At 67.1% G+C, this 22,621-nt stretch carries 16 protein-coding genes and 3 pseudogenes; 3 read left to right on the top strand and 16 right to left on the bottom strand.

Annotated features, from left to right (window positions below; all coding sequences use genetic code 11):
• Positions 1-38: 38 nt before the first annotated feature.
• The 12 genes and pseudogenes from OMK73_RS23085 to apbC all read right to left on the bottom strand — a co-directional run bounded on the left by OMK73_RS23085 (position 39) and on the right by apbC (position 12,048).
• Positions 39-578, bottom strand: coding sequence for a superoxide dismutase family protein (locus OMK73_RS23085; RefSeq protein WP_267604084.1), 540 nt, complete (start codon positions 576-578; stop codon positions 39-41).
• A complete protein-coding gene (locus OMK73_RS23090) occupies positions 575-991 on the bottom strand; it encodes a hypothetical protein (protein ID WP_267604085.1) in 417 nt (138 codons plus the stop codon). The genes OMK73_RS23085 and OMK73_RS23090 overlap by 4 nt, the downstream gene beginning before the upstream one ends.
• Positions 992-1,027: 36 nt before the next feature.
• Positions 1,028-2,235 (bottom strand): annotated as a pseudogene (locus tag OMK73_RS23095) (formate dehydrogenase subunit gamma).
• A 52-nt stretch (positions 2,236-2,287) separates the two neighbouring features.
• The gene (locus tag OMK73_RS23100; protein WP_267604086.1) at positions 2,288-2,521 is read right to left on the bottom strand and encodes a hypothetical protein; all 234 of its coding nucleotides are present in this window, start codon (positions 2,519-2,521) and stop codon (positions 2,288-2,290) included.
• On the bottom strand, positions 2,518-3,183 hold the full coding sequence (gene fdh3B / locus OMK73_RS23105; RefSeq protein WP_267604087.1) for a formate dehydrogenase FDH3 subunit beta: 666 nt from the start codon (positions 3,181-3,183) through the stop codon (positions 2,518-2,520). The genes OMK73_RS23100 and fdh3B overlap by 4 nt, the downstream gene beginning before the upstream one ends.
• A gap of 48 nt (positions 3,184-3,231) precedes the next feature.
• A complete protein-coding gene (locus tag OMK73_RS23110) occupies positions 3,232-6,255 on the bottom strand; it encodes a molybdopterin-dependent oxidoreductase (RefSeq protein WP_267604088.1) in 3,024 nt (1,007 codons plus the stop codon).
• A 57-nt stretch (positions 6,256-6,312) separates the two neighbouring features.
• Positions 6,313-6,528 carry a formate dehydrogenase gene (locus OMK73_RS23115; RefSeq protein WP_267604089.1) on the bottom strand — a complete coding sequence of 72 codons (216 nt, stop codon included), beginning with the start codon at positions 6,526-6,528 and terminating at the stop codon, positions 6,313-6,315.
• Positions 6,529-6,728: 200 nt separating this feature from the next.
• Positions 6,729-7,367 (bottom strand): TorD/DmsD family molecular chaperone, encoded by a 639-nt coding sequence (locus OMK73_RS23120; RefSeq protein ID WP_267604090.1) that lies wholly within the window; start codon positions 7,365-7,367, stop codon positions 6,729-6,731.
• A 107-nt stretch (positions 7,368-7,474) separates the two neighbouring features.
• Positions 7,475-9,645 (bottom strand): annotated as a pseudogene (locus tag OMK73_RS23125) (4Fe-4S binding protein).
• A 99-nt stretch (positions 9,646-9,744) separates the two neighbouring features.
• Positions 9,745-10,365 carry a DUF3306 domain-containing protein gene (locus OMK73_RS23130; protein ID WP_267604091.1) on the bottom strand — a complete coding sequence of 207 codons (621 nt, stop codon included), beginning with the start codon at positions 10,363-10,365 and terminating at the stop codon, positions 9,745-9,747.
• Positions 10,366-10,381: 16 nt separating this feature from the next.
• The gene (locus OMK73_RS23135) at positions 10,382-10,954 is read right to left on the bottom strand and encodes a DUF3305 domain-containing protein (RefSeq protein ID WP_267604092.1); all 573 of its coding nucleotides are present in this window, start codon (positions 10,952-10,954) and stop codon (positions 10,382-10,384) included.
• Positions 10,955-10,959: 5 nt separating this feature from the next.
• The gene (gene apbC, locus OMK73_RS23140) at positions 10,960-12,048 is read right to left on the bottom strand and encodes an iron-sulfur cluster carrier protein ApbC (RefSeq protein WP_267604093.1); all 1,089 of its coding nucleotides are present in this window, start codon (positions 12,046-12,048) and stop codon (positions 10,960-10,962) included.
• 310 nt (positions 12,049-12,358) lie between these two features.
• Here apbC and OMK73_RS23145 point away from each other — a divergent pair, with 310 nt between their 5' ends.
• Complete coding sequence (locus OMK73_RS23145) at positions 12,359-12,991, top strand: OmpA family protein (RefSeq protein WP_267604094.1); 633 nt, start codon at positions 12,359-12,361, stop codon at positions 12,989-12,991.
• A gap of 322 nt (positions 12,992-13,313) precedes the next feature.
• Complete coding sequence (gene metG, locus OMK73_RS23150) at positions 13,314-15,383, top strand: methionine--tRNA ligase (RefSeq protein ID WP_267604095.1); 2,070 nt, start codon at positions 13,314-13,316, stop codon at positions 15,381-15,383.
• A 65-nt stretch (positions 15,384-15,448) separates the two neighbouring features.
• On the opposite strand, the gene bamE is transcribed toward metG, so the two are convergent.
• The 4 genes and pseudogenes from bamE to OMK73_RS23170 form a co-directional block, all read right to left on the bottom strand.
• Positions 15,449-15,991 (bottom strand): outer membrane protein assembly factor BamE domain-containing protein, encoded by a 543-nt coding sequence (gene bamE / locus OMK73_RS23155; protein ID WP_267604096.1) that lies wholly within the window; start codon positions 15,989-15,991, stop codon positions 15,449-15,451.
• Positions 15,992-16,060: 69 nt separating this feature from the next.
• Positions 16,061-20,226: pseudogene (locus tag OMK73_RS23160) on the bottom strand (translocation/assembly module TamB domain-containing protein).
• 79 nt (positions 20,227-20,305) lie between these two features.
• Positions 20,306-22,162 carry an autotransporter assembly complex protein TamA gene (locus OMK73_RS23165; protein ID WP_267604097.1) on the bottom strand — a complete coding sequence of 619 codons (1,857 nt, stop codon included), beginning with the start codon at positions 22,160-22,162 and terminating at the stop codon, positions 20,306-20,308.
• A 26-nt stretch (positions 22,163-22,188) separates the two neighbouring features.
• Positions 22,189-22,419, bottom strand: coding sequence for a hypothetical protein (locus OMK73_RS23170; protein WP_267604098.1), 231 nt, complete (start codon positions 22,417-22,419; stop codon positions 22,189-22,191).
• Here OMK73_RS23170 and OMK73_RS23175 point away from each other — a divergent pair.
• Positions 22,418-22,606, top strand: a complete 189-nt coding sequence (locus OMK73_RS23175; RefSeq protein ID WP_006160566.1) for a DUF3460 family protein — start codon at positions 22,418-22,420, stop codon at positions 22,604-22,606. The genes OMK73_RS23170 and OMK73_RS23175 overlap by 2 nt on opposite strands.
• Positions 22,607-22,621: the final 15 nt, after the last annotated feature.

The following is a 22,621-nucleotide window of genomic DNA, read 5'->3' on the forward strand; positions in this document are numbered from 1 at the left end:
CGCGCACCGGACGCCGCCGGCCCGCGCTGTCCCGTCCGTCAGGACTTGGCGATCACGCCGCAGGCGATGCGGCCGCCGGAGTTGCCGGTGGGCTGGGTCTTGTAGTCGTCCGGATCCTTGTGGACGACCACGGCGCGGCCCACCACGCTGGTGGGGCCGGGGGCCACGGTCACGCCGGTCAGCTCGAAGCTGGCCTGGGCGCGCCCGGTGGCGTCGGCCTTGAGGTTGTTGATATCGCCGGCATGGTGGTCGGGCATCGACATCGAGCCGTGCGGCTTTCCGGTCGGGTTGAAGTGGCCGCCCGCGCTCATGGCGTCGGGGGCCGAGCAGTCGCCCTTCTCGTGCACGTGGAAGCCGTGCTCGGTATTGGGCGGCAGGCCCGTGACGTCAGCCTTGACCAGCACCGTGGCGCCACGTTGGGTGAAGGTGATGTTGCCCTGCGTCGCGGTGCCGCTCTTGGACGCCAGCGCGGCGACCGCGGTATCGGAACTGCCCATCCCCATACCCCCGCAGCCGGCCAGAGTGCCTGCCAGGGTGCCCGCTACCGCCAGACCGAAAAGTACACGTACATGCTTCATGCCGAACCTCCTCTCACGGTGATGTCCGGGGCGATTGTACCGCTCCCGTGCCCGGCGCTGCGGCCGGTTTGTGATCCGAAGGCGCGGCGATCGGTGCGGTGGAAGGCCCCCGCAATGCTTGCGGCGCCTTGCGCGGCCGGCGCTTGCGCCACGAACGGGCCCGGATCGACGCACGGCGCACCCGTGGCAGCTTCTGGCACCTCCTTGCCTTTGGCTTTCATGTCGCTGTAGTAGCGCGCCGCCACCTTGTCTTGCGCTCGGCAAAGCTGATAAGCGGCCACCTTGTCGGCCCAGCCGGCGCGCGCCTTGGCCTCGTCGGCTTTGAGCTTTTGCGCCTCGCTGGGCGGCGGCAGCTTGGCCAGGGCGCCCGTGGTGCCAAGGGCCAGGGCGAGCACCAGCAAGATGCGGTTCATGGATCGGGCTCCTCGTTGGGGATTGGCCGTGCGCGCTCAGACTTCGCCCGGGCTGGCCTGGCCGCCGGCGCGCCCGCCGGGTTCTGGCTCGGCCGCGCGCTGCACCGGGATCTTGCCGGACTTGATATCGTCGTACCAGAGTTCGTGGTGCTCCTTGGCCCAGGCTTCGTCGACCCAGCCGTCGCGCATGGCGCGGTAGGCCCCTTCCATGCCGATGGTGCCCATGTAGATATGGCCGCAGGCCATGGCGATCATCAGCACTGCCGCTATGCCATGGATCACGTTGGCGATCTGCATGGTGGCGCGATAGAAATCCATGCCGGGCACGATCATGTCGAGCACCCAGCCGGAGGCGGACAGGATCAGGCCGAACAGCACCAGCCCGCCCCAGAACCAGGCCTTCTCGCCGGCATTGAAGCGCCCGCTGGGCACGTGCTTGCCGGAAACCAGCCCGCCCAGCTTGGTGATCCACTGCCAGTCCTCGCGGGCGGGCAGGTTGTCTCGCACGAAGAGTACAAAGCCGACTATCACCGCCAGGGTGAAGACCGGCCCGACGATGTTGTGCACGTTCTTCAGCAGGTAGGTCAGCCAGCCGAACAGCGTGTGGCCCATCAGCGGCAACAGGAAATGCTTGCCGAACAACATGACGATGCCCGACACCGCCAGCGTCACGAAGGCGATCGCCATGGTCCAGTGCGCCATGCGCTCCAGCGGCGTAAAACGCTGGATCATGCGCCCGGTGCGCGGTGTCTTGAGGGCAATGGTGCCGCGCCAGAAAAGAAGGCCAGGATCGCGGCAGGCACCAGCACCACCAGCCAGCCGCCCCAGACCGTGATCACGCCGTTGCGAAACAGCCGCCACTGCTGGCCGGTGCGCTGGATCAGCACGCCGGCTTCCTTGGCGGGCAGGCTGCTGTAGTGCGCCTGGTCGGAATTGGCTTCGCGCCAGACCGGCGCGTTATTGCCGGGCTGCGACTGCGTGCGCGCCTGCTGGGACTGCGCCTCGGCGGCGATGTCGCGGCGCGGCACGTTGAAGATGTTCTCCGAGGCAATGCCCGCAAAGGGCTGCGCCGGATGCGTGGCCGGATTGTTGGCATCGGCGGGCGCGCCGGCGGCCTGTGCGGCGGATGCGCCGCCCGGGGCCGGCGCTTGGGCCTGGGCGGCCCCGAGCGGCGCCAGCAAGGCCAGCGCGCAGGCCACTCCGGCCAGGTAGCGGAACCAGCCAGGATTGAGCGTCGGCTTCATATGCCCTCCATCGGGTCGGCCAGGGTTGGCCCCGGGGTGCGCGGCGCCGGGGTCATGGCGTGCGGTTGTATTCGTTCTGTTTCTGGTTGCGCTCGCGGATCTGGTTCTGCCAGCTGGTCTTGTCGCCTGGCGTCCAGCCCTTGGCTACGAAGGGATCGCCCGGCGCGCCCTCGTAGGCCGGCGCGACGGCTTTCTTGTGCGCCGCGGTGGCTGTCTGCGGGCGTTCGCCGCAAGCGGCCAGCGCGGTGCTGCCGGCGGCCAGCAGGATCAGCAGCAGGCGGGTCATGATGGTTGCGCTCCGGAAGCGGGCGGCGCGGCGGCCGGCGCCGCGGGCGCAGCCGTGGCGCCTTGCGCGGCTCCCTTGTTGCCGTAGGCCGTGCCCCAGCCGAACACATCGCCGCCCTTGCCGCGCTTGATCACGCGGTTGCGCAGGATGTCGGCAATCACGTCGCCGTCGCCGCCCAGCAGCGCCTTGGTCGAGCACATTTCCGCGCACAGCGGCAACTTGCCTTCGGCCAGCCGGTTGCGGCCGTATTTCTCGAACTCTTCCTCGCTGCCGTGTTTCTCCGGGCCGCCTGCGCAGAAGGTGCACTTGTCCATCTTGCCGCGCACGCCGAAGGTCCCGGCGCTGGGGAACTGGGGCGCGCCGAACGGGCAGGCGTAGGAGCAGTAGCCGCAGCCGATGCAGACGTCCTTGTCGTGCAGCACCACGCCGTCTTCGGTGCGGTAGAAGCAGTCGACCGGGCAAACCGCCATGCAGGGCGCGTCCGAGCAATGCATGCAGGCCACCGAGATCGATTTCTCGGCGCCGACGATGCCGTCGTTGATGGTCACCACGCGGCGCCGGTTGACGCCCCACGGCACCTCGTGCTCGTTCTTGCAGGCGGTGACGCAGCTATTGCACTCGATGCATCGCTCGGCGTCACAGATGAATTTCATGCGTGCCATGGTCGTTCCTTGCCCTTGATCTCACACTGTCTCTGCATCAGGTCTGCATCAGGCGAACCGCTCGATCTGGCAGATCGTGGTCTTGGTTTCCTGCATCATCGTCACCGCGTCATAGCCGTAGGTGGTGGCCGTGTTGACGGCCTCGCCGCGCACGATCGGCATCGCGCCCTCCGGGTAGTAATCCTTGAGGTCCTTGCCCTGCCACCAGCCCGAGAAGTGGAACGGGATAAAGGCGGTATCCACGCCAACGCGCTCGGTCACCAGGGCGCGCACCTTGATGTGCGCGCCGGTGGGCGTCCTGACCCAGCAGAAGTCGCCGTTGCGGATGCCGCGCTCGGAGGCCGCACGCGGGTTGATCTCGACGAAGTTCTCCTGCTGCAACTCGGCCAGCCACGGGTTGGACCGCGTTTCCTCGCCCCCGCCCTCGTATTCGACCAGGCGGCCAGAGGTGAGGATGATCGGGAATTTCTCGTAGAGCTTGTTCTCGATGTTGCGTTGCTGCAGCGACTTGTATAGCGTGGGCAACCGCCAGAACGCCATCTTGTCGTCGTGCGTGGGGTACTTCGCAACCATGTCGGGCCGGGTGGAATACAGCGGCTCGCGGTGCTGCGGGATCGGGTCGGGGAAGTTCCACACCACGGCACGGGCCTTGGCATTGCCAAAGGGATGGCAGCCATGGTTCTTCATCACCACGCGCTGGATGCCGCCGGACAAGTCCGTCTTCCAGTTCTTGCCGTCGGCCTTCTGCTTCTCGGCGTCCGTCAGCTCATCCCACCAGCCCAGCTTTTTCAGCAGCATGTGATCGAACTCGGGATAGCCGGTGGTAATATCCGCGCCCTTCGAGTACGAACCGTCCTCGGCCAGCAGGCTGACCCCGTCACGCTCCACGCCGAAGTTGGCGCGGAAGTTGCCGCCGCCGTCCATCACGTGGCGGCTGGTGTCGTACAGGTTGGGCGAGCCCGGGTGCTTGAGTTCCGGCGTGCCATAGCACGGCCACGGCAGGCCGAAGTAATCGCCTGTCAGGTCGTAGCCGGTCAACGGATCCTTGCCGCCGAGGCAGCGCAGCGTGCGCACGTCGAACTTCTCCATATTGCGCATATGGGACTTGAGCCGCTCGGGAGATTGCCCGGTGTAGCCGATGGTCCAGTTGCTGGCGTTGATCTCGCGCAGGATGGACTCGGGCTCGGGCTCCATCCAGGTACGGCCCGCGCGCTTGACCTCCAGCAGCTTGTAGTTCTTCGACAGCTCCTTGCCAAAGCCCAGGCGCTCCGCGAAGGCCTGCATGATGGTGTGGTCCGGCATCGATTCGAACAGCGGCTCGATCACCTTCTCTCGCCATTGCAGCGAGCGGTTGGAAGCCGTGCAGGTGCCGGAGGTCTCGAACTGCGTGCAGGCCGGCAGCAGGTAGACCGCGCGCTTCGGGTTGATGGTGTCGCCCTGCGGCGGCGGCATGTTGGCCATTGCCGCGGTGGCCGACGGATAAGGGTCGATCACCACCAGCAGGTCGAGCTTGTCCAGCGCCTTCTTCATCTCCAGGCCGCGCGTCTGCGAGTTGGGCGCGTGGCCCCAGAAGAACACGCCGCGGACGTTGTTGTCCTGGTCGATCAGCTCAGGCTTCTCGGTAACGATATCGATCCAGCGCGACACCGTGGTGCCGGACTTTTCCATCATCGCCTGAGAGGCGTATTGCTTCTTGATCCATTCGTAGTCGACACCCCACACCGCGGCATAGTGCTTCCACGCGCCGGTGGCGAGGCCGTAGTAGCCTGGCAGCGAGTCAGGGTTGGGGCCCACGTCGGTAGCGCCCTGCACGTTGTCGTGGCCGCGGAAGATGTTGGCGCCGCCGCCCGACACGCCAATATTGCCCAGCGCCAGCTGCACGATGCAGGAGGCGCGCACGATGGCGTTGCCGATGGTGTGCTGGGTCTGGCCCATGCACCACACCAGCGTGCTGGGGCGGTTCTTGGCCATGATCTCGGCGACCATGTAGACCTCGGCCTCGGGCACGCCGCAGACTTCCTCCACCTTGTCCGGCGTCCACTTGGCGAGAACCTCCTCCTTGACCTTGTCGATGCCGTAGACGCGGTCGTTCAGGAACTTCTGGTCTTCCCAGCCGTTCTTGAAGATGTGGTACAGCATGCCGAACAGGAAGGCGATATCGGTGCCCGAGCGGACCCGGACGTAATGGTCGGATTTGGCTGCCGTGCGGGTGTAACGCGGATCGACCACGATCACCTTGCAGCCGTTTTCCTTGGCATGCAGCAGGTGCAGCATCGAAACCGGGTGCGCCTCGGCCGCGTTGGAGCCGATATACAGCGCCGCGCGGGCGTTCTGCATATCGTTGTACGAGTTGGTCATCGCACCGTAGCCCCAGGTATTGGCCACGCCGGCCACCGTGGTGGAGTGGCAGATACGTGCCTGGTGGTCGGTGTTGTTGGTGCCGAAGAACGACACCCACTTGCGCAGCAGGTAGGAGCCCTCATTGCTGTGCTTGGAGGAGCCGACGAAGAACATCGAATCCGGGCCTGTCTGCTGGCGGATCTCCTTCATCCTGGAGGTGATCTCGTCGAGCGCCTGGTCCCAGCTGATGCGCTGGTACTTGCCGTTTACCAGCTTCATCGGGTACTTCAGGCGGTACTCGCCGTGGCCGTGCTCGCGCAGCGCGGCGCCCTTGGCGCAGTGCGCGCCCATGTTGATCGGCGAATCGAAGACCGGCTCCTGGCGGATCCACACGCCGTTCTGCACCACCGCATCCACCGCGCAGCCCACCGAACAATGGCCGCAGACGGTGCGGCGCACCACGATATTGTTCTTGCCCTCGCCGCCGCTCGCGGCGCTCCCTGCATCTGCGGCATCCGCCCGGCGTAATAGCATCAACTGCGAGGCCGCCAGCCCCGCGCCGACCCCGATACCGGAACGCTTGAGGAAGCTGCGGCGGTCCATGGTGGGCATCGCGCCGGCCAGGCCGGCGGCCAGGCGCTCGGAGAGCCGGCCGGTGGCATGCCCGGCCACCGTGCTAGCCAGTTGCGAAGATGCGCTACCCTGCGCCGCGCGTTTGCGGGTCAAGATCATGTATCACCCCTGGATGGAAACGAGGTCAAGCGAGGCGCGCGGCAGGCGCGACGCGGCTCACACCAGCGTTGTCCGGTAGTACTTGCGAATATGTTCGGTAACCCGGTAGCCGTCGTTGTCGCTGGGCGTGACATCCGGAATGGCCGAGGTTATGGCCGCATTGGGCACGGCGGGACCGCGCGAGGTCAGCGCGGCGGCGGCGCCGGCAGCGGCAACGACACCTGCGCCGGCAAGGAAAGTACGGCGTGCGACCCTGTGCTGCTCGTCCTTCATGGGAACTCCTTGGCAAAGAGAGACCAGTTGCCAAACAAGTTATGTAGTCTTTTGCTTATATTAGATTGATATGTGTCGAAAGACCATGCCATGCGCGGGTTTCTACTGACGCCGGCGCTTGAAAAGTGCCATGCATGGAACGTTTGGAACAAGGCCTGAGACGGATTGCGCGCCCGCTTCCGGCCATCTGCGTTGAAGGCTCAATGCATATCAAGCGCGATCGCCTCTACCGCCATGAAGGCTTTCAGCAAAACGGCCACCTGTACGTAAAAACGGGCTTGCGGATGGGCCGCCATGGCATCGCATAGCGTGTCCACCCATGGCTGCAGATGGCGCGAAAAGAAGTGCTGCTGCTCGGCAAGATTGGCAATGCCCGCATCCTCGCCCGCGACCAGGAAGCGCATCACCTCGCACAGCGTGGCGATATGGTCCTCGGTCTCGCTGACATTGTCCTGGCGCACCAGGCCATAGCGCGCCAGGTCGTCGCGCAGCGCCACCACAGGGCGTTCGTTGAGGAAGCCGGTCTGGTAGTAGGAGCCGTAGAGAAGGACTTCCGGCTTGCCCACGCCGATGAACAATTGCTGGTACTCATCGGCAGTCTCGGCGGCCGTGGCGATCGATGCTGCATCGCACAAACCATTCCAGGCTTCGCCCAGCGTGGTCGCGGCGTCTTCGCCAATGGCACGGTTGGCGGCGATATGGTGCAGCAGCGCGGCATCAGGCGCGCGATACAACAGGGTGGCCAGCAGGCCGTACAGGTCCGCGCGGGCGGTGTCCTCGGCATTGGCCGTGGCTTCGGTAACCCGGGGAATCAGCTGGATAGGCTGGAAATCTGTCATTTCGTGATGGTTCTCAAGGGTACCGGAAGATCGGAGTTCCGGATTCGGTCGGCGCAAGCTGCCTTGCCGCGCACGCGGCAAGGCAGCTTGCGTCCCACAGGGCTTGGCTACTGCACGGCGGTGCCGCTGGAGGCGCCGCTGCTCCTTTCCATCATATCCACCACGCGGCAATCGCCGCACATCTTCAGGCGCTCGGCGGCCTCGCCGGCAAACGCCGGGTGGTCCGCCAGACGGGCCAGCATGGCATGCACCATCTGGGCGGTGCCAAACGGCTTGGCGCAGCGGATGCAATGGAAGGGCTGGGTCTCGGCCAGCGTCACGGTGCGGCGCGCGTCTTCGCCGGTGAGCAGCCGCGGCACCAGGGTGATGGCATCTTCCGGGCAGGTGGTCTCGCACAGGCCGCACTGTACGCAGTTGCGCTCCAGGAAGCCAAGCACCGGACGCTCGGGGTTATCGCGCAGGGCCTGCGAGGGACAAGCACCGACGCAGGCCATGCACAGGGTGCAGCGCCCGGTATCCACCGCCACCGCGCCCAGCGGCGCGCCGGCCGGCAGCGGCACGCTGGCCTGCGGGCGCGGCGCGTTGCGCACCAGGTGATCCAGCGCGAAATCCAGCGTCTCGCGCTTGGCAGCCGCGGCGTGAAAGGCCGCCGGGGGAACGCTGCGCGGCCGGCGCCGGGCGCGCTCAATGGCGCCAGTTGCGCGTCCAGCGTGGCGGCATCGGGGCCATCCACCAGCGACAGGTATTCGCCATCGTAGCCAAGCCCTGCCAGGATGGCCTGCCCCACTGCCATCTGCCCGGCCAGCGCCGTGCGATATTGCGGCGCTTCTCCGCCCGTGAGCATCACGGCGACGCGGCTGGCGCCCCAGCAAATGGCCGACAGCCACAGCTCGAGTCCGCTCGCGGCCGGGTGGAACAGGCCAACTGGAATCACATTGGGCGGCACGCCGCGCGCCTGGCCCGCGCGCGCGGCGCGGCCCAGCGCCAGGATGGGCGCATTGCCGTATTCCTCGCCGTGCAGCAGCAGCACCGCATCGCGGCCGCCCGCCGCGCGGTAGGCCGAGACCAGGGTGCGCAGGCGCTCGCCGAGGTAGTCCGGCTTGGGATAGGCGTAGCTGATGGCGCCGGTCGGGCACACCGTGGTGCAGGCGCCGCAGCCCATGCATAGGTTGGGCGTGACCTCGATACGGCCGCGCCCGTCATGCCACTGCGAGCGGATCGCCTGGGTGGAGCAGATATCGATGCAGGCCGTGCAGCCGGTGATCTTATTGCGGCCGTGCGCGCAGATCTTCTCCTTGTACTGGAAGAACTTCGGCTTCTCGAACTCGCCCACAATCTGGACCAGGGCCAATGCCTGCGAGTGCTGGTGCAGCGCATCCGCGCCGGCGTACAGGTAGCCCTGCGGCGGCGAGTGCATGGTGAAGGCCGGCGTATCGGCCAGGTCGAAAATCAGGTCGAAGCGCTCGGTGGCGGTCTTGAGCGGGCGCTCGAAATCGATCGCGGCGGCCGCACCGCAAGCCTTCACGCAGGCGCGGTGGGAGCGGCAGCGGTCCAGGTCGATCTGGTAGCTGAAATCGATGGCGTCTTCGGGGCAGGCTTCGATGCAGGCGTTGCAGCGTGTGCAGAGATCGAGATCGATCGGATTGCCGCGCCCGGCGCCGCTCTCCCAGCTTGCCTCGAAGGCGCCGAGCCAGCCGCCCAGCTTGACCAATTTGCCGCTGTGCACCGGGAAGGCCCGTGAGGCAGGCGGGGTGGCTGCACCCATGGCCTCGCCGGCGCCGCTCAGCAGCACCGACACGTCCAGGCCGGATTCGGCGAGCTTGCCAGCCCAGGTCATGGCGCGCGAAGCAGGCCCGAGGATCAGCACGGCGCCGCCCGAGTGGTAGTCCACCACGGGTACCGGCTCCGGATCGGGCAGCGCGGCGGCGGCCAGCAGCGCGGCGATCTTGGCGTTGACGGTCTTGGGATCGCGGCGCGCTCCCTGCGACCAGCCGCCGGTTTCCCGGATATTGACGAAACGCACCGGCGCCGTCATGGCCCCATCGGCCTGGCGCCGGGCAGCCACCTCGGTAAACAGTGCGCGCTCCTGCGTACAGGCCACGATGACGTCGTCCGTGCCGTCGAGCGCGGCGGTAAAGTCGCCGATCTCGCGGCGGCACAGCAGATGGTGGACCTTGAGCGGTGGGCTGGTGCCTTCTGCCGGGGTCGAACCCTTACCCGACAAGGCCGCCCCGTCAAGCGGCATGGTGTCGTTGCAATTGCAAATCAGCGTCGGCATGGCGAATGCGGCTGGCCGGCCTGGATGCCCCTTTTTAAGGAGTCTTGCGGCTGGCGAATTGTGGGGGAAGCCCATTGTAGGCCCCCGCGCCGGCAGCGGCTACGCGTGTTTGCCTGGGGCCGAATCGTCAGGCTGGCGCGCCATGCCGGGTAAATCGGGATCGGCGGCAACTGGCGCGTGCGGCTGCATTTCAGGCGGCACGGCGTGCGAGGACTCCAGCGCCGCGGGCTGGTCCGAGGTTGCCTGCTCCGCCTGCTGCACCGCCGCGGCGGGCGCATCCACCGCCTGTGCTGCCGCGCGCGCGGCAGCCAGTTCGTCGTCGGTCGGCGCGAACAGGCCCAGCGTCTCGGACTGGCGCATGCGCCGCAGCACGTCTAGGGGAATCGGGTCGGGCTTGCCGTAGTCGTCGATATAGGTGTCGAGCCCGTCCATCACATTGAAATGCGGATCGGCAAACAGGGTCTTGAGCGCGGCGCGCTTGACCGTTTCGTCTACGCCGCGCGCCACGAAGCGCGCAATACTGTCGCCCGGCTGCAGCAAGGCGGCGTCGGCGAGCGTGGGAAGTGGCTCCGCCGGCGGGGCTGGTTCCGCCTGCCGCTGGACAACGGGCACTGGCGGATCGGCCGGCACGGGTGGCGCCGGCTCGGGCGCAAGCGGCTGCCCTTCGCGCGCCGCGGCCTTGCGGCGGGACCAGCGCGACAGGAAGGAAGCATCGCTCATATCGGACCTACCTGCATCAGTTGCGCGCCCGGTCCTGCGGCGCCTTGAACGATTCCGGGCGGCGGCGTTTCTTGGGTTCGGGGCGGTAGTGCTGCGCCACGTAGGCTTGCAGCCACTCAAGCTGCTCAGGGGCTAGCGGCACGTTCTCGACGGTTTCGCCGGCATCGAGCCAGCGTCCGGCCTCGTTGTAGGACAGTGTCACCGTCACCGGCACCGGCAGCGGTTTGCCGTCGCTGGACGTGGGCACGGCAGCCTGTCCGCCCTCCTCTGCCATGCGCCACAGCACGAACCAGCAGGGCGCGGTCGAAGTGAGGTTGAGGTAATAGCCCTCGGCCTCGTCGCGGAACAGCGTGACGGCGTAGCCCGGGTACAGCCAGCGCGCGCCGTGTTCGTCCTGCGCCAGGCAGTGGGGCACGGCACCGAACTCGCCAAGATCCGGCAGCACGGCATCGAGCTCCCATTTCCAGGGCTGCCAGCGGCTGGCCAGCGGCACGCGGCGCATCACCACGGCCATGGTCACGCCGGGCCGCCCGGCGGGCACGGCCTCGGGGGCCGGGTTGCCTGCAGCGAAGTCGGCTGGCGTGTCCATGGGGATCAGGTGTTTTGCACCACGATGCTGGGGAACTTGCTGGTCATGTCGCGGGCGCGGTCGGCCACCTTGACAGCCACCTTGCGCGCCATGGCCCGGTACAGCTCGGCGATCGGGCTGTCGGGGTCGGACACCACGGTGGGGCGGCCGGAGTCGGCCTGCTCACGAATGGAGCGGTTCAGCGGCATGCTGCCCAGCAGGTCCACGCCGTAGTCCTCGCACATCTTCTCGCCACCGCCTTCGCCGAAGATATGCTCGACGTGGCCGCAGCTCGGGCAGCAGTAGACGGCCATGTTTTCGACGAGGCCGAGGATAGGGATGCCCACCTTCTCGAACATCTTCAGGCCCTTCTTGGCATCCAGCAGGGCGATGTCTTGCGGCGTAGTGACGATTACGGCACCTGTCACCGGCACTTTCTGCGACAGCGTCAACTGGATGTCGCCGGTGCCCGGGGGCATGTCGACGATCAGGTAGTCGAGATCGTGCCAGTTGGTCTGGCGCAGCAACTGCTCCAGCGCCGAGGTCACCATCGGGCCGCGCCACACCATCGGGTTGTCCTGCTCGATCAGGAAGCCGATCGAGTTGGCTTGCAGGCCGTGGCCTTCGAGTGGCTCCATGGTCTGGCCGTCGGACGACTCCGGGCGGCCATCGATGCCCAGCATCATGGGCAGGCTGGGGCCGTAGATGTCGGCGTCGAGCATGCCCACGCGGGCGCCCTCGGCGGACAGCGCCAGCGCCAGGTTGACGGCGGTGGTGGACTTGCCCACCCCGCCCTTGCCCGACGCCACGGCGATCACGTTCTTGACGCCCGGCAGCAGCTTGACGCCGCGCTGCACCGCGTGGGCCACGATTTTCATGCTGACGGCCACGCTGGCATTGGTCACACCGGGCAACTGGCGCAGCGCATCCACCACCTGCTTGCGGATCGGTTCCAGCTGGCTCTTGCCGGGATAACCCAGCTCCACTTCCAGCGACACATCGCCGCCTTCGACCCGCACATTGCGAGCCGAACGGGTGGACACCAGATCCCGGCCCGTGTTGGGGTCGATCACGGTGCGCAGGACTTCGGTAACCTGGTCGACGGTGAGGCTCAAGACAATCTCCGCTACTGAATATGGGAATATGGGGAAGGCGCGTACTGTATCAAAGTATGAGCGAAGTGCAGCGCAAGGGTAGCGCGAGGGTGGCAAGCCCATGGTCCGCACGTGGAATTACACGCACTTACAACTGTCACAGCAACAGGCTTGTGCACCCGGCATCATCTCCTTATTGTAGTGCGCCAGGAACGCAAGCCCGGCGAATACGGTCCAGGGCCTTGTATTCACGTGTCTTCCGCGTTATTTCTAGTGGTATTGCACGCACCACTTCCAAACAGCCAAAAAAATTCGTCCTGAAGGAGAAAGCATGAAACTCAAGCTTGTCAGCCTTGCCGTTGTGGCCACCCTTGCCGCCGGCTGCGCCACGGAACAAGGCACCCAGACCGCGGTCGGCACCGGCGTGGGCGCTGCAGTGGGCGCCGGCCTGGGCAACCTGATCGGCGGCAATACCACCGGCACGCTCGTCGGCGCGGCGGTTGGCGGGGCCCTGGGCGGGGCCACGGGTTACAACTGGAATGCGATCCGCGGCAAGCTGAGCAAGGACACCGCGGGCACGGGCACGCAGATCACCGAGCAGCCGGACGGCTCGCTCAAGCTGAACATCCCGAGCCAGGTGACCTTCGATACAGACAGCGCCAGCATCAAGCCGTCGTTCCGCTCGGTGCTGGACCAGGTCTCGCAGACCCTTGCCCAGCAACAAGACGTCTCCGCCACCGTGGTGGGCCATACCGACAGCACCGGCAACCCGAACTACAACATGCAGCTGTCCCAGCGCCGTGCCCAGAGCGTCGCGACCTACCTGGGTGACCGAGGCGTTGCCCGGCCCCGCCTGGCAGCTGAAGGACGAGGCCAGACCCAGCCGGTCGCGGACAACGCCACCGAGGCCGGACGCACACAAAATCGCCGGGTCGAAATTTATTTGAAACCAATTCAGAGATGATGCGGTCATAGAAATAGGTACCGCTTGTCACCGTTGCTGGCTCGCGATGGGTGGCTGACCTCCCGGGCGGTACCTGATTTCTCCTCCTTTTCCGTTGTGGAAAGCTGCGCCGGCTCTGACCGGCGCTTTTTTTGTCCCCAGCTTATTGAGTGCATTTTGCGTCACTAAACACCAGCCAAAGCCCTCTCTTCGCGCCACGCCCCTGCGCAGTGCACGCGCTCGCCGCCCCGCTTGTTAGAATAGCCCTCTCACGGTGCCCGCCCGACTTTGGCGGCGACACCCCCGCCTTACCGTCCAACCCCTCCTGACCGGCAATTTTTCCATGACCGCACGTCGCATCCTCGTTACTTCTGCCCTGCCCTACGCCAACGGCCAGATCCATATCGGCCACCTGGTGGAGTACATCCAGACCGACATCTGGGTGCGCTTCCAGCGCATGATGGCGAACGAGGTCTACTACGTCGGCGCGGACGACACGCACGGCACCCCGGTGATGCTGCGGGCCGAGAAGGAAGGCATTACGCCCAAGGAACTGATCGATCGCGTGTGGACCGAGCACAAGCGCGATTTCGACAGCTTCATGGTGTCGTTCGACAACTACTACAGCACCGACTCCGAGGAGAACAAGCAGCTCTCCGAGAAGATCTACCTGGCGCTGAAGGCCGAGGACCTGATCGCCGAGCGCGAGGTCGAGCAGTTCTACGACCCGGTCAAGAACATGTTCCTGCCGGACCGCTTCATCAAGGGCGAGTGCCCGAAGTGCGGCGCCAAGGACCAGTACGGTGACTCGTGCGAAGTCTGCGGCACGACCTACGTGCCCACCGACCTGAAAAACCCGTACTCGGTGGTGTCCGGCGCCACGCCGGTGCGCAAGTCCTCCGCGCACTACTTCTTCAAGCTGTCCGACCCGCGCTGCGAAACCTTCCTGCGCGAGTGGGTGGCCGACCTGGCCCAGCCGGAGGCGGCCAACAAGATGCAGGAATGGCTGGGCGCCGAAGGCGAGGCCTCCACCCTGTCTGACTGGGATATCTCGCGCGATGCGCCCTACTTCGGCTTCGAGATTCCCGGCGCGCCCGGCAAGTATTTCTATGTGTGGCTGGATGCGCCGATCGGCTACTACGCCAGCTTCAAGAACCTGGCCGAGAAGAAGGGCATCGACTTCGACGCCTGGGTGGGCCCGCACTCCACCGCCGAGCAGTACCACTTCATCGGCAAGGACATCCTGTACTTCCACACGCTGTTCTGGCCGGCGATGCTGCGCTTCTCGGGCTATCGCACGCCCACCAACGTGTTCGCGCACGGCTTCCTGACGGTGGACGGCGCCAAGATGAGCAAGTCGCGCGGCACCTTCATCACCGCGCAGAGCTATATCGACACCGGCATGAACCCGGAATGGCTGCGCTACTACTTCGCCGCCAAGCTCAACGCCAGCATGGAAGACCTCGACCTGAACCTCGACGACTTCATCGCGCGCGTGAACAGCGACCTGATCGGCAAGTACGTCAACATTGCCAGCCGCGCCGCCGGCTTCCTCGTCAAGCGCTTCGACGGCGTGGTGGACGAGGCCGCGCTGGCCCATCCGCTGCTCAAGCAGCTGCGCGAAGCCGCGCCGCAGGTGGCGCAGTTCTATGAAGGCCGCGAGTACAGCAAGGCGCTGCGCCTGGTGATGGAGCTCACGGACTCGGTGAACGCCTTCGTCGACACGGAGAAGCCGTGGGAGCTGGCACGCGACGAAAGCAAGCGCGCGGCCCTGCACGCGGCCTGCTCGGTCTCGCTGGAAGCCTTCCGCCTGCTCACCGTCTACCTCAAGCCGGTGGTGCCGCAGATGGCCGCCGGCGTGGAGCGCTTCCTCAATGTGGAGCCGATGGACTGGCGCGCGATCGACAAGCAACTGTCGGCTTCGCGCCCGGTGCAGCCGTATTCGCACCTGATGGCGCGCGTGGATGCCAAGCAGGTCGACGCGCTGCTGGCCGCCAACCGCGACTCGCTGCAGGCCACCGCGCCCGCCGGTGAAGCGGATGCCGGCGCGGCATCGATCGAGCCCATCGCCGACACCATCACCATTGACGACTTCTCCAAGATCGACCTGCGTGTCGCCAAGATCGTGGACTGCCAGAAGGTGGAAGGCTCGAGCAAGCTTCTGCAGCTCACGCTGGACCTGGGCGAAGGCAAGACCCGCAATGTCTTCTCCGGCATCCAGTCGGCCTACACGCCGGAACAGCTGGTGGGCAAGCTCACCGTGATGGTGGCCAACCTGGCCCCGCGCAAGATGAAGTTCGGGTTGTCCGAGGGCATGGTGCTGGCCGCATCGGCAGCGGATGAGAAGGCCACGCCGGGACTCTGGATCCTGGAGCCGCACGAAGGCGCGGTGCCGGGCATGCGCATCGGCTAAGCGCATCGCCTAAGCGCATCGGCAGTCGCGGCGGCGGCGGTGGCAACCGCAACCGCCGCCGCCGGCTAACCGCCCTGCAGCTTCTCGTCGCTGCGCGAGGTGTGCGTCACCTTGCCGTCGGCGTTGAAATGCACGTTGAAGAACGCCTTCTCCTGCGAGCTTTCCCACCAGCGGTATCCCCACACCTCTTCCTTCTTGAGCGCGAAAGCTTCCACCTTGGTGGGCTTGCCTACCAGGCGGCGGATATCGTCGCGGCTCATGCCAGCGCGCACGCGCGCGAAGTTCTCCGCGGTCAGCACCTGCTGGATGGCGCGCACCGTGCCGTCGGCGCCGATCGTCACCATCCAGGTGGTGGCGCCCTCCGGGCCGCGCGGGTACTCCAGGCGACGGCCACCGTCCTCTTCTTCCCAGGTGATCTCCGGGCGCCCGGCCTGGCGGCGCACGTCTTCCTCGCTGGACTCGCCCACCACGATGCCCTTGAAGAGCTGGCTGTCGGGCTTGACCGAGTTCCAGGTGGCGCGCGCGGTGTCTCCCGCCTTCTTCATGGCTTCGTCGACCTTTTGCTGGTCGCACCCGAACAGGGCGAGCACGGAGGAAATCAGTCCCATGGCGGCAAGGCGTCGATAAGACGCGGCAGTGGCGGAGGTGGGGGCACGCAAATCAAGGCGCTGCGCGCCTCAGGGCCGCGCAGGCGCGGGCGCGTCCGAGGCGGCGCCAGGCTTGCTGCCTGGCGCTGCGTCCGTTGCAATGCTGTCGGTATCCTGGCTGGCATCGGTCTGGCTCCTCGCGGTTCCGGCGCGGTTGGACGCGCCCGTGAACAAATTACCCCAACTGTCGAAGCGGCGGTTGAACAGCACCGAAAGCCCGTTGATCGAGCCGCCCTTGGCAATCAGCGACCAGCGCCGCGAGAATGCCCAGGTCAGCTTGACCACATTGCTGGCGCTGGTCAGGCTCTGCTCGTAGCCCACCGAGATCTTCTCGGTCACGGCCTTGCCCACGCTGACCACCTGCTGGTCGTTAAGGCCGGCCGTGCTGGGCCCGATCGAAAACTCGTCGATGCCCAGATGCTGCACGATCCCCTTGCCCGCGCGCCCGCCCAGCATGCCCAGCGCGGCACCGCCCAGGGCCCCGGCGCTGAGTTGCTGCTGCTGTCCGGCCGCGGCGCCTTCCGCGCCGTAGCCGAACATCAGCCATGACAGCTTATCCTCCTCCGGCATATTCGGCTCGGACACCAGCTTGACGCGCGGCAGGCGTACCGTGCCGGTCACCTCCACCCCCGCCGCCACTTCCTGGTTGCGGCGCATGGCGCGGATATTGAGGTTGGGATTGTCCACCGGCCCGTTGAAATTGACGATGCCGCGCTCGATGTTGAGCTTGCGCCCGAACGCTTCATAGGTGCCGTCGGTCACGCGGATGGTGCCGGTGGCGCGCAGCGGCGTCAGCGGCGCGCTGCGCACGCCAAGCTGCCCGCCCAGGCGCAGGTCCGCGCCAGCGCCGCGGAAGCGGAAATTGTCGCCAAGGTCGAGCGTGAGGTCGATCAGCGGGCTGAAGCGGCTGGCCGGCTTGGCCTCCGGCACCGGCGTGGCCGCGGTCTTGATCTCGCGCTGGTCGCGCCGGCGCACCACCACCACGTCGTCGCCCAGCTCCGGGGCGCCGGCCTTGGGCAGGTCGAACAAGCCGCGATCCACGCGGAACTTGCCGCGGATCACGATCTGCCGGTTCTCATTGGCAATGCTGGCATCGCCGGAAATGATCAGCGTGCGCTCGGGGCTGGCAAAGAGCTGGAGCTTGTCGGCCACGATCTTGCCGGTCAGGTTGGGATCGGTGTCGCCCAGCTTCACATTGCCGGTGGCCACGATCTTGCCGTCGCCGCCACGGAACTCCACCTGCTTCAGCTCGATGGTGTTCTGGTCGAGCACCACGTGCACGATGCCATCGGTCAGCCGGATGCCCTCGTCGTACAGCGTAATGGCGATGCCGGTACCGTCGATCGTGCCGGTAACGAGGGGCTGCCCGACGGTGCCCGCCAGCTGCAGGACTGCCGCCAGCTTGCCATCGAACGCGTATTGCGGGCCGCTCAGCGCCTCCAGCGACTTGATCTTCGGCACATCCAGCGCGACCTTGCCCGCCAGCGTGGACGCCGGCGTCACCGTCATCAGGCCCTGCTCCTGGATCAGCCCGGCGGACGCATCGACCACCACCTTGCCGACCCGCGCGGCCTCGATGCCGCCCCTCAGGTTGATGCGGCTGCCGGCAAACTCGGCGCGCAGCACGGATTCGCCCAGGCCCAGTGTGGTGTAGCCCCGCCCGGCGCTCACCGAGACGTCGCCGCTGCGCCGGCGCAGCTCGGCAAAGCCTGAGGCGGTCTCGGCCAGCGTGATGTTCCAGCGGCCGTCCAGCACCAGGTCCGAGCGCACCGGCGGCGCTTCGCCGGTCAAGGCCTCGGCCAGGCGCAGCACGTTGGCCATCTGCAGGCCATCCAGGTTGCCCTGGGTGCGGATACGGCCGTGGTCGAAATCGAAGCTATCCACAGTCACGCGGGCGCGCTCGAACTGCAGGCCGGCCGCGCCGAGGCGCACGCGCTGGTCCGCCACCTGCAGCTGCGTCGGCGCGATCAGCCGCACGTTGACCGTGCCGCGCTCCTCCAGGGTGAGGATGGTGCCCTTCCAGCCGGCCGCCCCCTGCCAGGCGCCCTGCCCCGACAAGGCGAGTTGCATCGGCTTGTCGTGCAACGCGCCGGCCGCCTTCAGGTCGAAGGTGTGGCTGGCCTGGGTGCCGCTGAGCGTGGCATCGAGCGTGCGCAGCGTGGCGACCGGGCCGCGATAGTCGCGGGCGTTCAGTTTCAGCGCGAGCGTGCCGTTCAGCCCCCGCGCAACTCGGCGCTGCCGCTGGCGCTGGCCACGTGGTGCGGGCCGACCACCAGCGACTTCGCGTCATAGCTGGCCACGATCTCGGGCCGCGCCAGCGTGCCTGTGATGTCCGCGTCGAGCTTGAGCACGCCGGCCACGCCGAACTTGAGCCGGTCGAGCTGGGGCGCGTCCACGTGCAGCTTCAGGCGGTCGCCGCGCGCGCCAAAGCTGCCATTGAGCTGGGCCTGGTTGCCCGCCATCTCGAGCGTGGCCTGGCTCGGCAGCAAGCGCTCGCCGTCCAGGCGCAGCTTGCCCTCGCCACGCATCGGCAGCCCCGCATAGACGCTGTCGCGCACCGCGAAGTCCAGCGCCACGCGCGGCCCAGGCGCTAGCGTGCCGCTGGTGGTGAAGTCCGCATTGATGCGGCCCGCCGCCACCTCGGCGACGCGCGCCGGGTCGAAATTCGTCAGCTTGCCCTTGAAGGTGAAGGGCTGCTCGTCCTTGAGCGACAGTTTGCCGTCGGCGTTCAGCGTGCCTGCGCCGATGCCGGCGCGCAGCGAGGTCACCGTGACCGCCTCGCCGTCCATGTGCGCGTCGGCGAAAAGCTTGTACTCGCCGCCGGCCAGATCCAGCGCCACGCTCTGGCGGCCGGGCTCCATCCGCAAGCTCACCGGCCCGGACAGGCGCACGCGCTTCAGGCTGCCATAGAGGGCCTGCGGGTCGAGGTTGCGCACGTCGAGGTCGAAGCCGCCGCGGCTATCGCGCAGCGCGCCGCCGCCGCGGATCTCGCCGCCGCCAGCCAGCGCCACGTGCAGGTCGCGCACCATCTGCGCCGCCTCGCTGACCTCGATATGCGCCTGCACCGATTCCACCGGCAGGCGCTCGGCGTCGAGCTTGCCGGCTTCGTGGTTGATGATGCGCACGTCGCCCGCCACGCGCAGGGGCGCTCTGTCGTGGGCGCTGCCAGGCTTGGCAGCGGGCGCGGAGGCGGGGGTGGCAACTGCCGCTGCCGATGCCGCCGGGGCGCTGGCCGCCGCGGCCGGCGCCGGCGCGGCCGCGCCATCCACCGGGCGCAACTCAGCCTGCACGGAGAGATTGGCGCGCGGCGCCGACGGGCTGAACAAGCGCGGATTGATGTGCTCGCCGTTGACCAGCACATGGGTGAACGGGACCTTGCCAAACGGCGTCAGGTCCGCCTCGGCACGGCCGCGCAGGCGATCGCCGCTGGCTTCGGCTTGCGCGCGCAGGGCGGCAAGCGAGCCGCTCACATGGGCGCTGATGCTGAAGGATTCCTTCTGCCAGCTGCCCTCCAGCAACGCGGCGCCGTTCAGCGCAAACGGCGCCTGGCCGGCGATCTGCGCATTGGCGGCCAGCTTGCCGTATGGCGTGACCAGCCGCTCCACGCTGACGCGGTGGCGTTGCCCGTCGGAATGCAGCGAGCCCGCCAGGTCGCTGAACACCATCTCGCTGGGCGTGGCCGGCGGCCCTTGGAGCCAGGCCAGGCGGTCCAGCGTGAGCGTATCCACGTCCACCGCCAATGGCAGGTCGAGCGATTTGGGCAAGGTGGCGGGCGCGCTGTCAGGCGGCGACGGCGGCAAGCGCAGCGTGACGGCGCCAACGCGCAGCGAGCTGACATGCAAGCGGGTCGGCGACCAGTTGAAGGACCAGTTGCCATCGACACGGTCGACCGTCACGCGCGTCCCGCCGCTGGCAAACACCACATCGCGCAGCCGCAGGCCGTGGGCCACCGTGCCGCCTTCCAGTTTGCCTGACAAAGCGCCTGCGGACAGGCGCGTGGCCAGCGACCATAGCTGGCGCGTGCCGGCTTCCGTACGCAAGGCCAGCACCGCCGCCGCAACCCCCGCCAGCACCAGCGCCAGCAGCACCACCGCGCACCACGCCAGCCAGCGCCCGAAGCGCATGCGGCGCGGCCGCGCCGGCCCGGGCGGAACATCGCCGGGAGCGGGAACGGGAGGCATGTCGGGAATGCTCATGCGGCAAATGCCCTGCAGCTGCGTTGATTGAGGTCGCCGTGCTGGCGGCCGGGCCGCATCGCCGTGGTCGGAACGATCATCAGAACGCGACTCCCAGCGAGATATGCGGGCGGAACTGCTTCGCCTGGATGCCGTAGCCCACGTCGAGCTGCACCGGCCCCACCGGGCTGCGCCAGCGCGCGCCAACGCCCACGCCGTTGTAGAGCTTGACGCCAGTCAGGTTGTCGGTGGCCGTGCCCACGTCCCAGAAGATCGCGGCGCCCCAGTCATGCAGGAACCAGTACTGGTATTCCAGGCTCGCGGTGCCGAGGTACTTGGCCGGCAGCACGCTGGCGCCGTTGCGGGTGCCGATCGACTGATAGCCGTAGCCCCGGATCGAATCCGTGCCGCCCGCCCTGAAGCGCAGCGAGGCCGGGACCTTGGTGACGTCGCCGTTGGTGATGTCCGCGCCCAGCTCCAGCCGGGCCACCACCAGGTCGCGCTTGCCCACCGGCACATACTGGCGGATACGCCCGTACAGGCGGAAGAAGGTTTCGTCGCTCAGCATGTGCTTGGCGGCCACGCCCACCTGCGTGCTGATGACGTTGCCGCGACGCGGGAACACCGGGTTGTCCACGTCGCGCCGCGTCCAGGCAAAGGCGGGCACCAGCGCCCGGCTGAGCTGGCTGTCCTGCCCGAAGGGCTGGAGCTTGTCGTAGTAATAGTCCAGCGACCTGGTGGTGTCGTACTTCTCGCGCGAGCGGGAGCGCTTCAGGCCCGTGCGCAGGCTGGTCAGGTCGGTGCTTTCCAGGTCGATGGTGCGTTCGTAGCTAGCATAGGCGCTATTGCGGTACGTCTTGCTATCCGGCGGCATCGCGATCTCGCCGAACGCGTACTGGCGCTTTTGCTCGATGCGCGCCTGCGAATCGAACACCCAGGCACGGTTGAACAGGTTGTAGTAAGCGTAGCGCCCTTCGACCTGGGCACCGGTATCGGTGGTGTAGCCCACGCCCGACGAGAGCCGATGGACGGGATACTCGCGCACCCGGACATACACGGGCACAGTCACCTTGTCGGCGTTCATGTCGACTTTTGGCTCGGCGCTGATGGCGGTGCTCGCTTCGGTGACCTTGCCCTCGGCCGTCGTTTCCTGCTCGCCAAGGTCGATCTGCACATTGGAGAAGTACGGCTGGTTCTGGATGGCGCGCTGGAATTCCAGCAAGCGCTCCACGCGGTACGGCTCGCCCTCATACAGCGGATTGACGTTGCGGATGATCTGCTCGGGATAGCGCCGCAGCCCGCTAATCTTCAGCGCCCCCATGCTGTAGGCCGGGCCGCTGGCAAAGCGCGCGCTCAGGTCCGCCGCGTGCTCGTCCGGCTCGATGCGGGCTTGCGAGCCGGTCAGGCGGGCGCCATAGTAGGTATGGCTCTGCAGCGCCACCAGCGCATCTTCCTTGGCCTTGTCCCAGTCCGCCTGGCGAAACGGCGCGCCCACCGGCAGATCCCACTTGGCCCGGATTTCGGCAATCTGCTCCGGCGACTGGCTGGCGGCCGGGCCGCTCACGCCCACGTCCACCGCACGAATCACCGTGCGCGCGCCCGGATCCACCGTGATGTGCACGGTGCGCTCGTCGCCGCTGCCGTCCACCTTGGTGGTGGTCTGCGGATCGAAATAGCCTTCGGTGGAGGTGAACTGGCGGACCTGCTCGCCAACCGTCTCGACCATGTAGTTGAACTGGTCGGGCGAGATATCGTCGCGGGTACGGTAGCGCGACAGGTCCAGATGGTCCTGCAGGATTTCCTTGATCGGCTTGGGCGCATCCACCTCGACTTTATAAGCGGCGGCGGCGGACCCCGCGGATAGCGCCAGGGCCGCCAGCAGCGGGCGCACCAGGCAGCGCAGCACGGCCGGCGCCACCGGCAGTCCGCCGGCAGGGGCGGCAAGGCCGGCGAGCATGGTGCGCGGGTTCCCTGGATCCATCCTCATCGATTGGTGCACGTCACGCAAAGTCGATATTTGACCACACCCGCGCGGCCAGCCTGTCCGGCGCCGCCAAAAAGACCGCCGCAACCGTCACCACAGCCGCCACCACAACCGTCGCCGAACGCCAGGGCACGGGATGGAAACGGCAGAATCGCGCGCAATCCCGTTGCCAGGCCCGCCGATACGGTAAAATCCTCGCTGTTTGTTAATTTCACCCTGTTTCCCGCCATGGCTGCCTACGAATCGGATATCACCCAGTTCCTGAAGTCGCTCAAGGACGAGCGCCCTTCCCTGGAAGCGGAACAACGCCAGGGCCGCGCCCTGCTGTGGGACAAGAGCCCGATCAACCTCGAAGAACGTGCCCGTGCCGACGCCTCGCGCGTGGCGCAAAAGCCGTACGTCTACTCGCTGGACTAAAGCCGCACCCGCCCC

This window comes from Cupriavidus sp. D39 (assembly GCF_026627925.1).
Classification (GTDB): Bacteria; Pseudomonadota; Gammaproteobacteria; order Burkholderiales; family Burkholderiaceae; genus Cupriavidus; species Cupriavidus ulmosensis.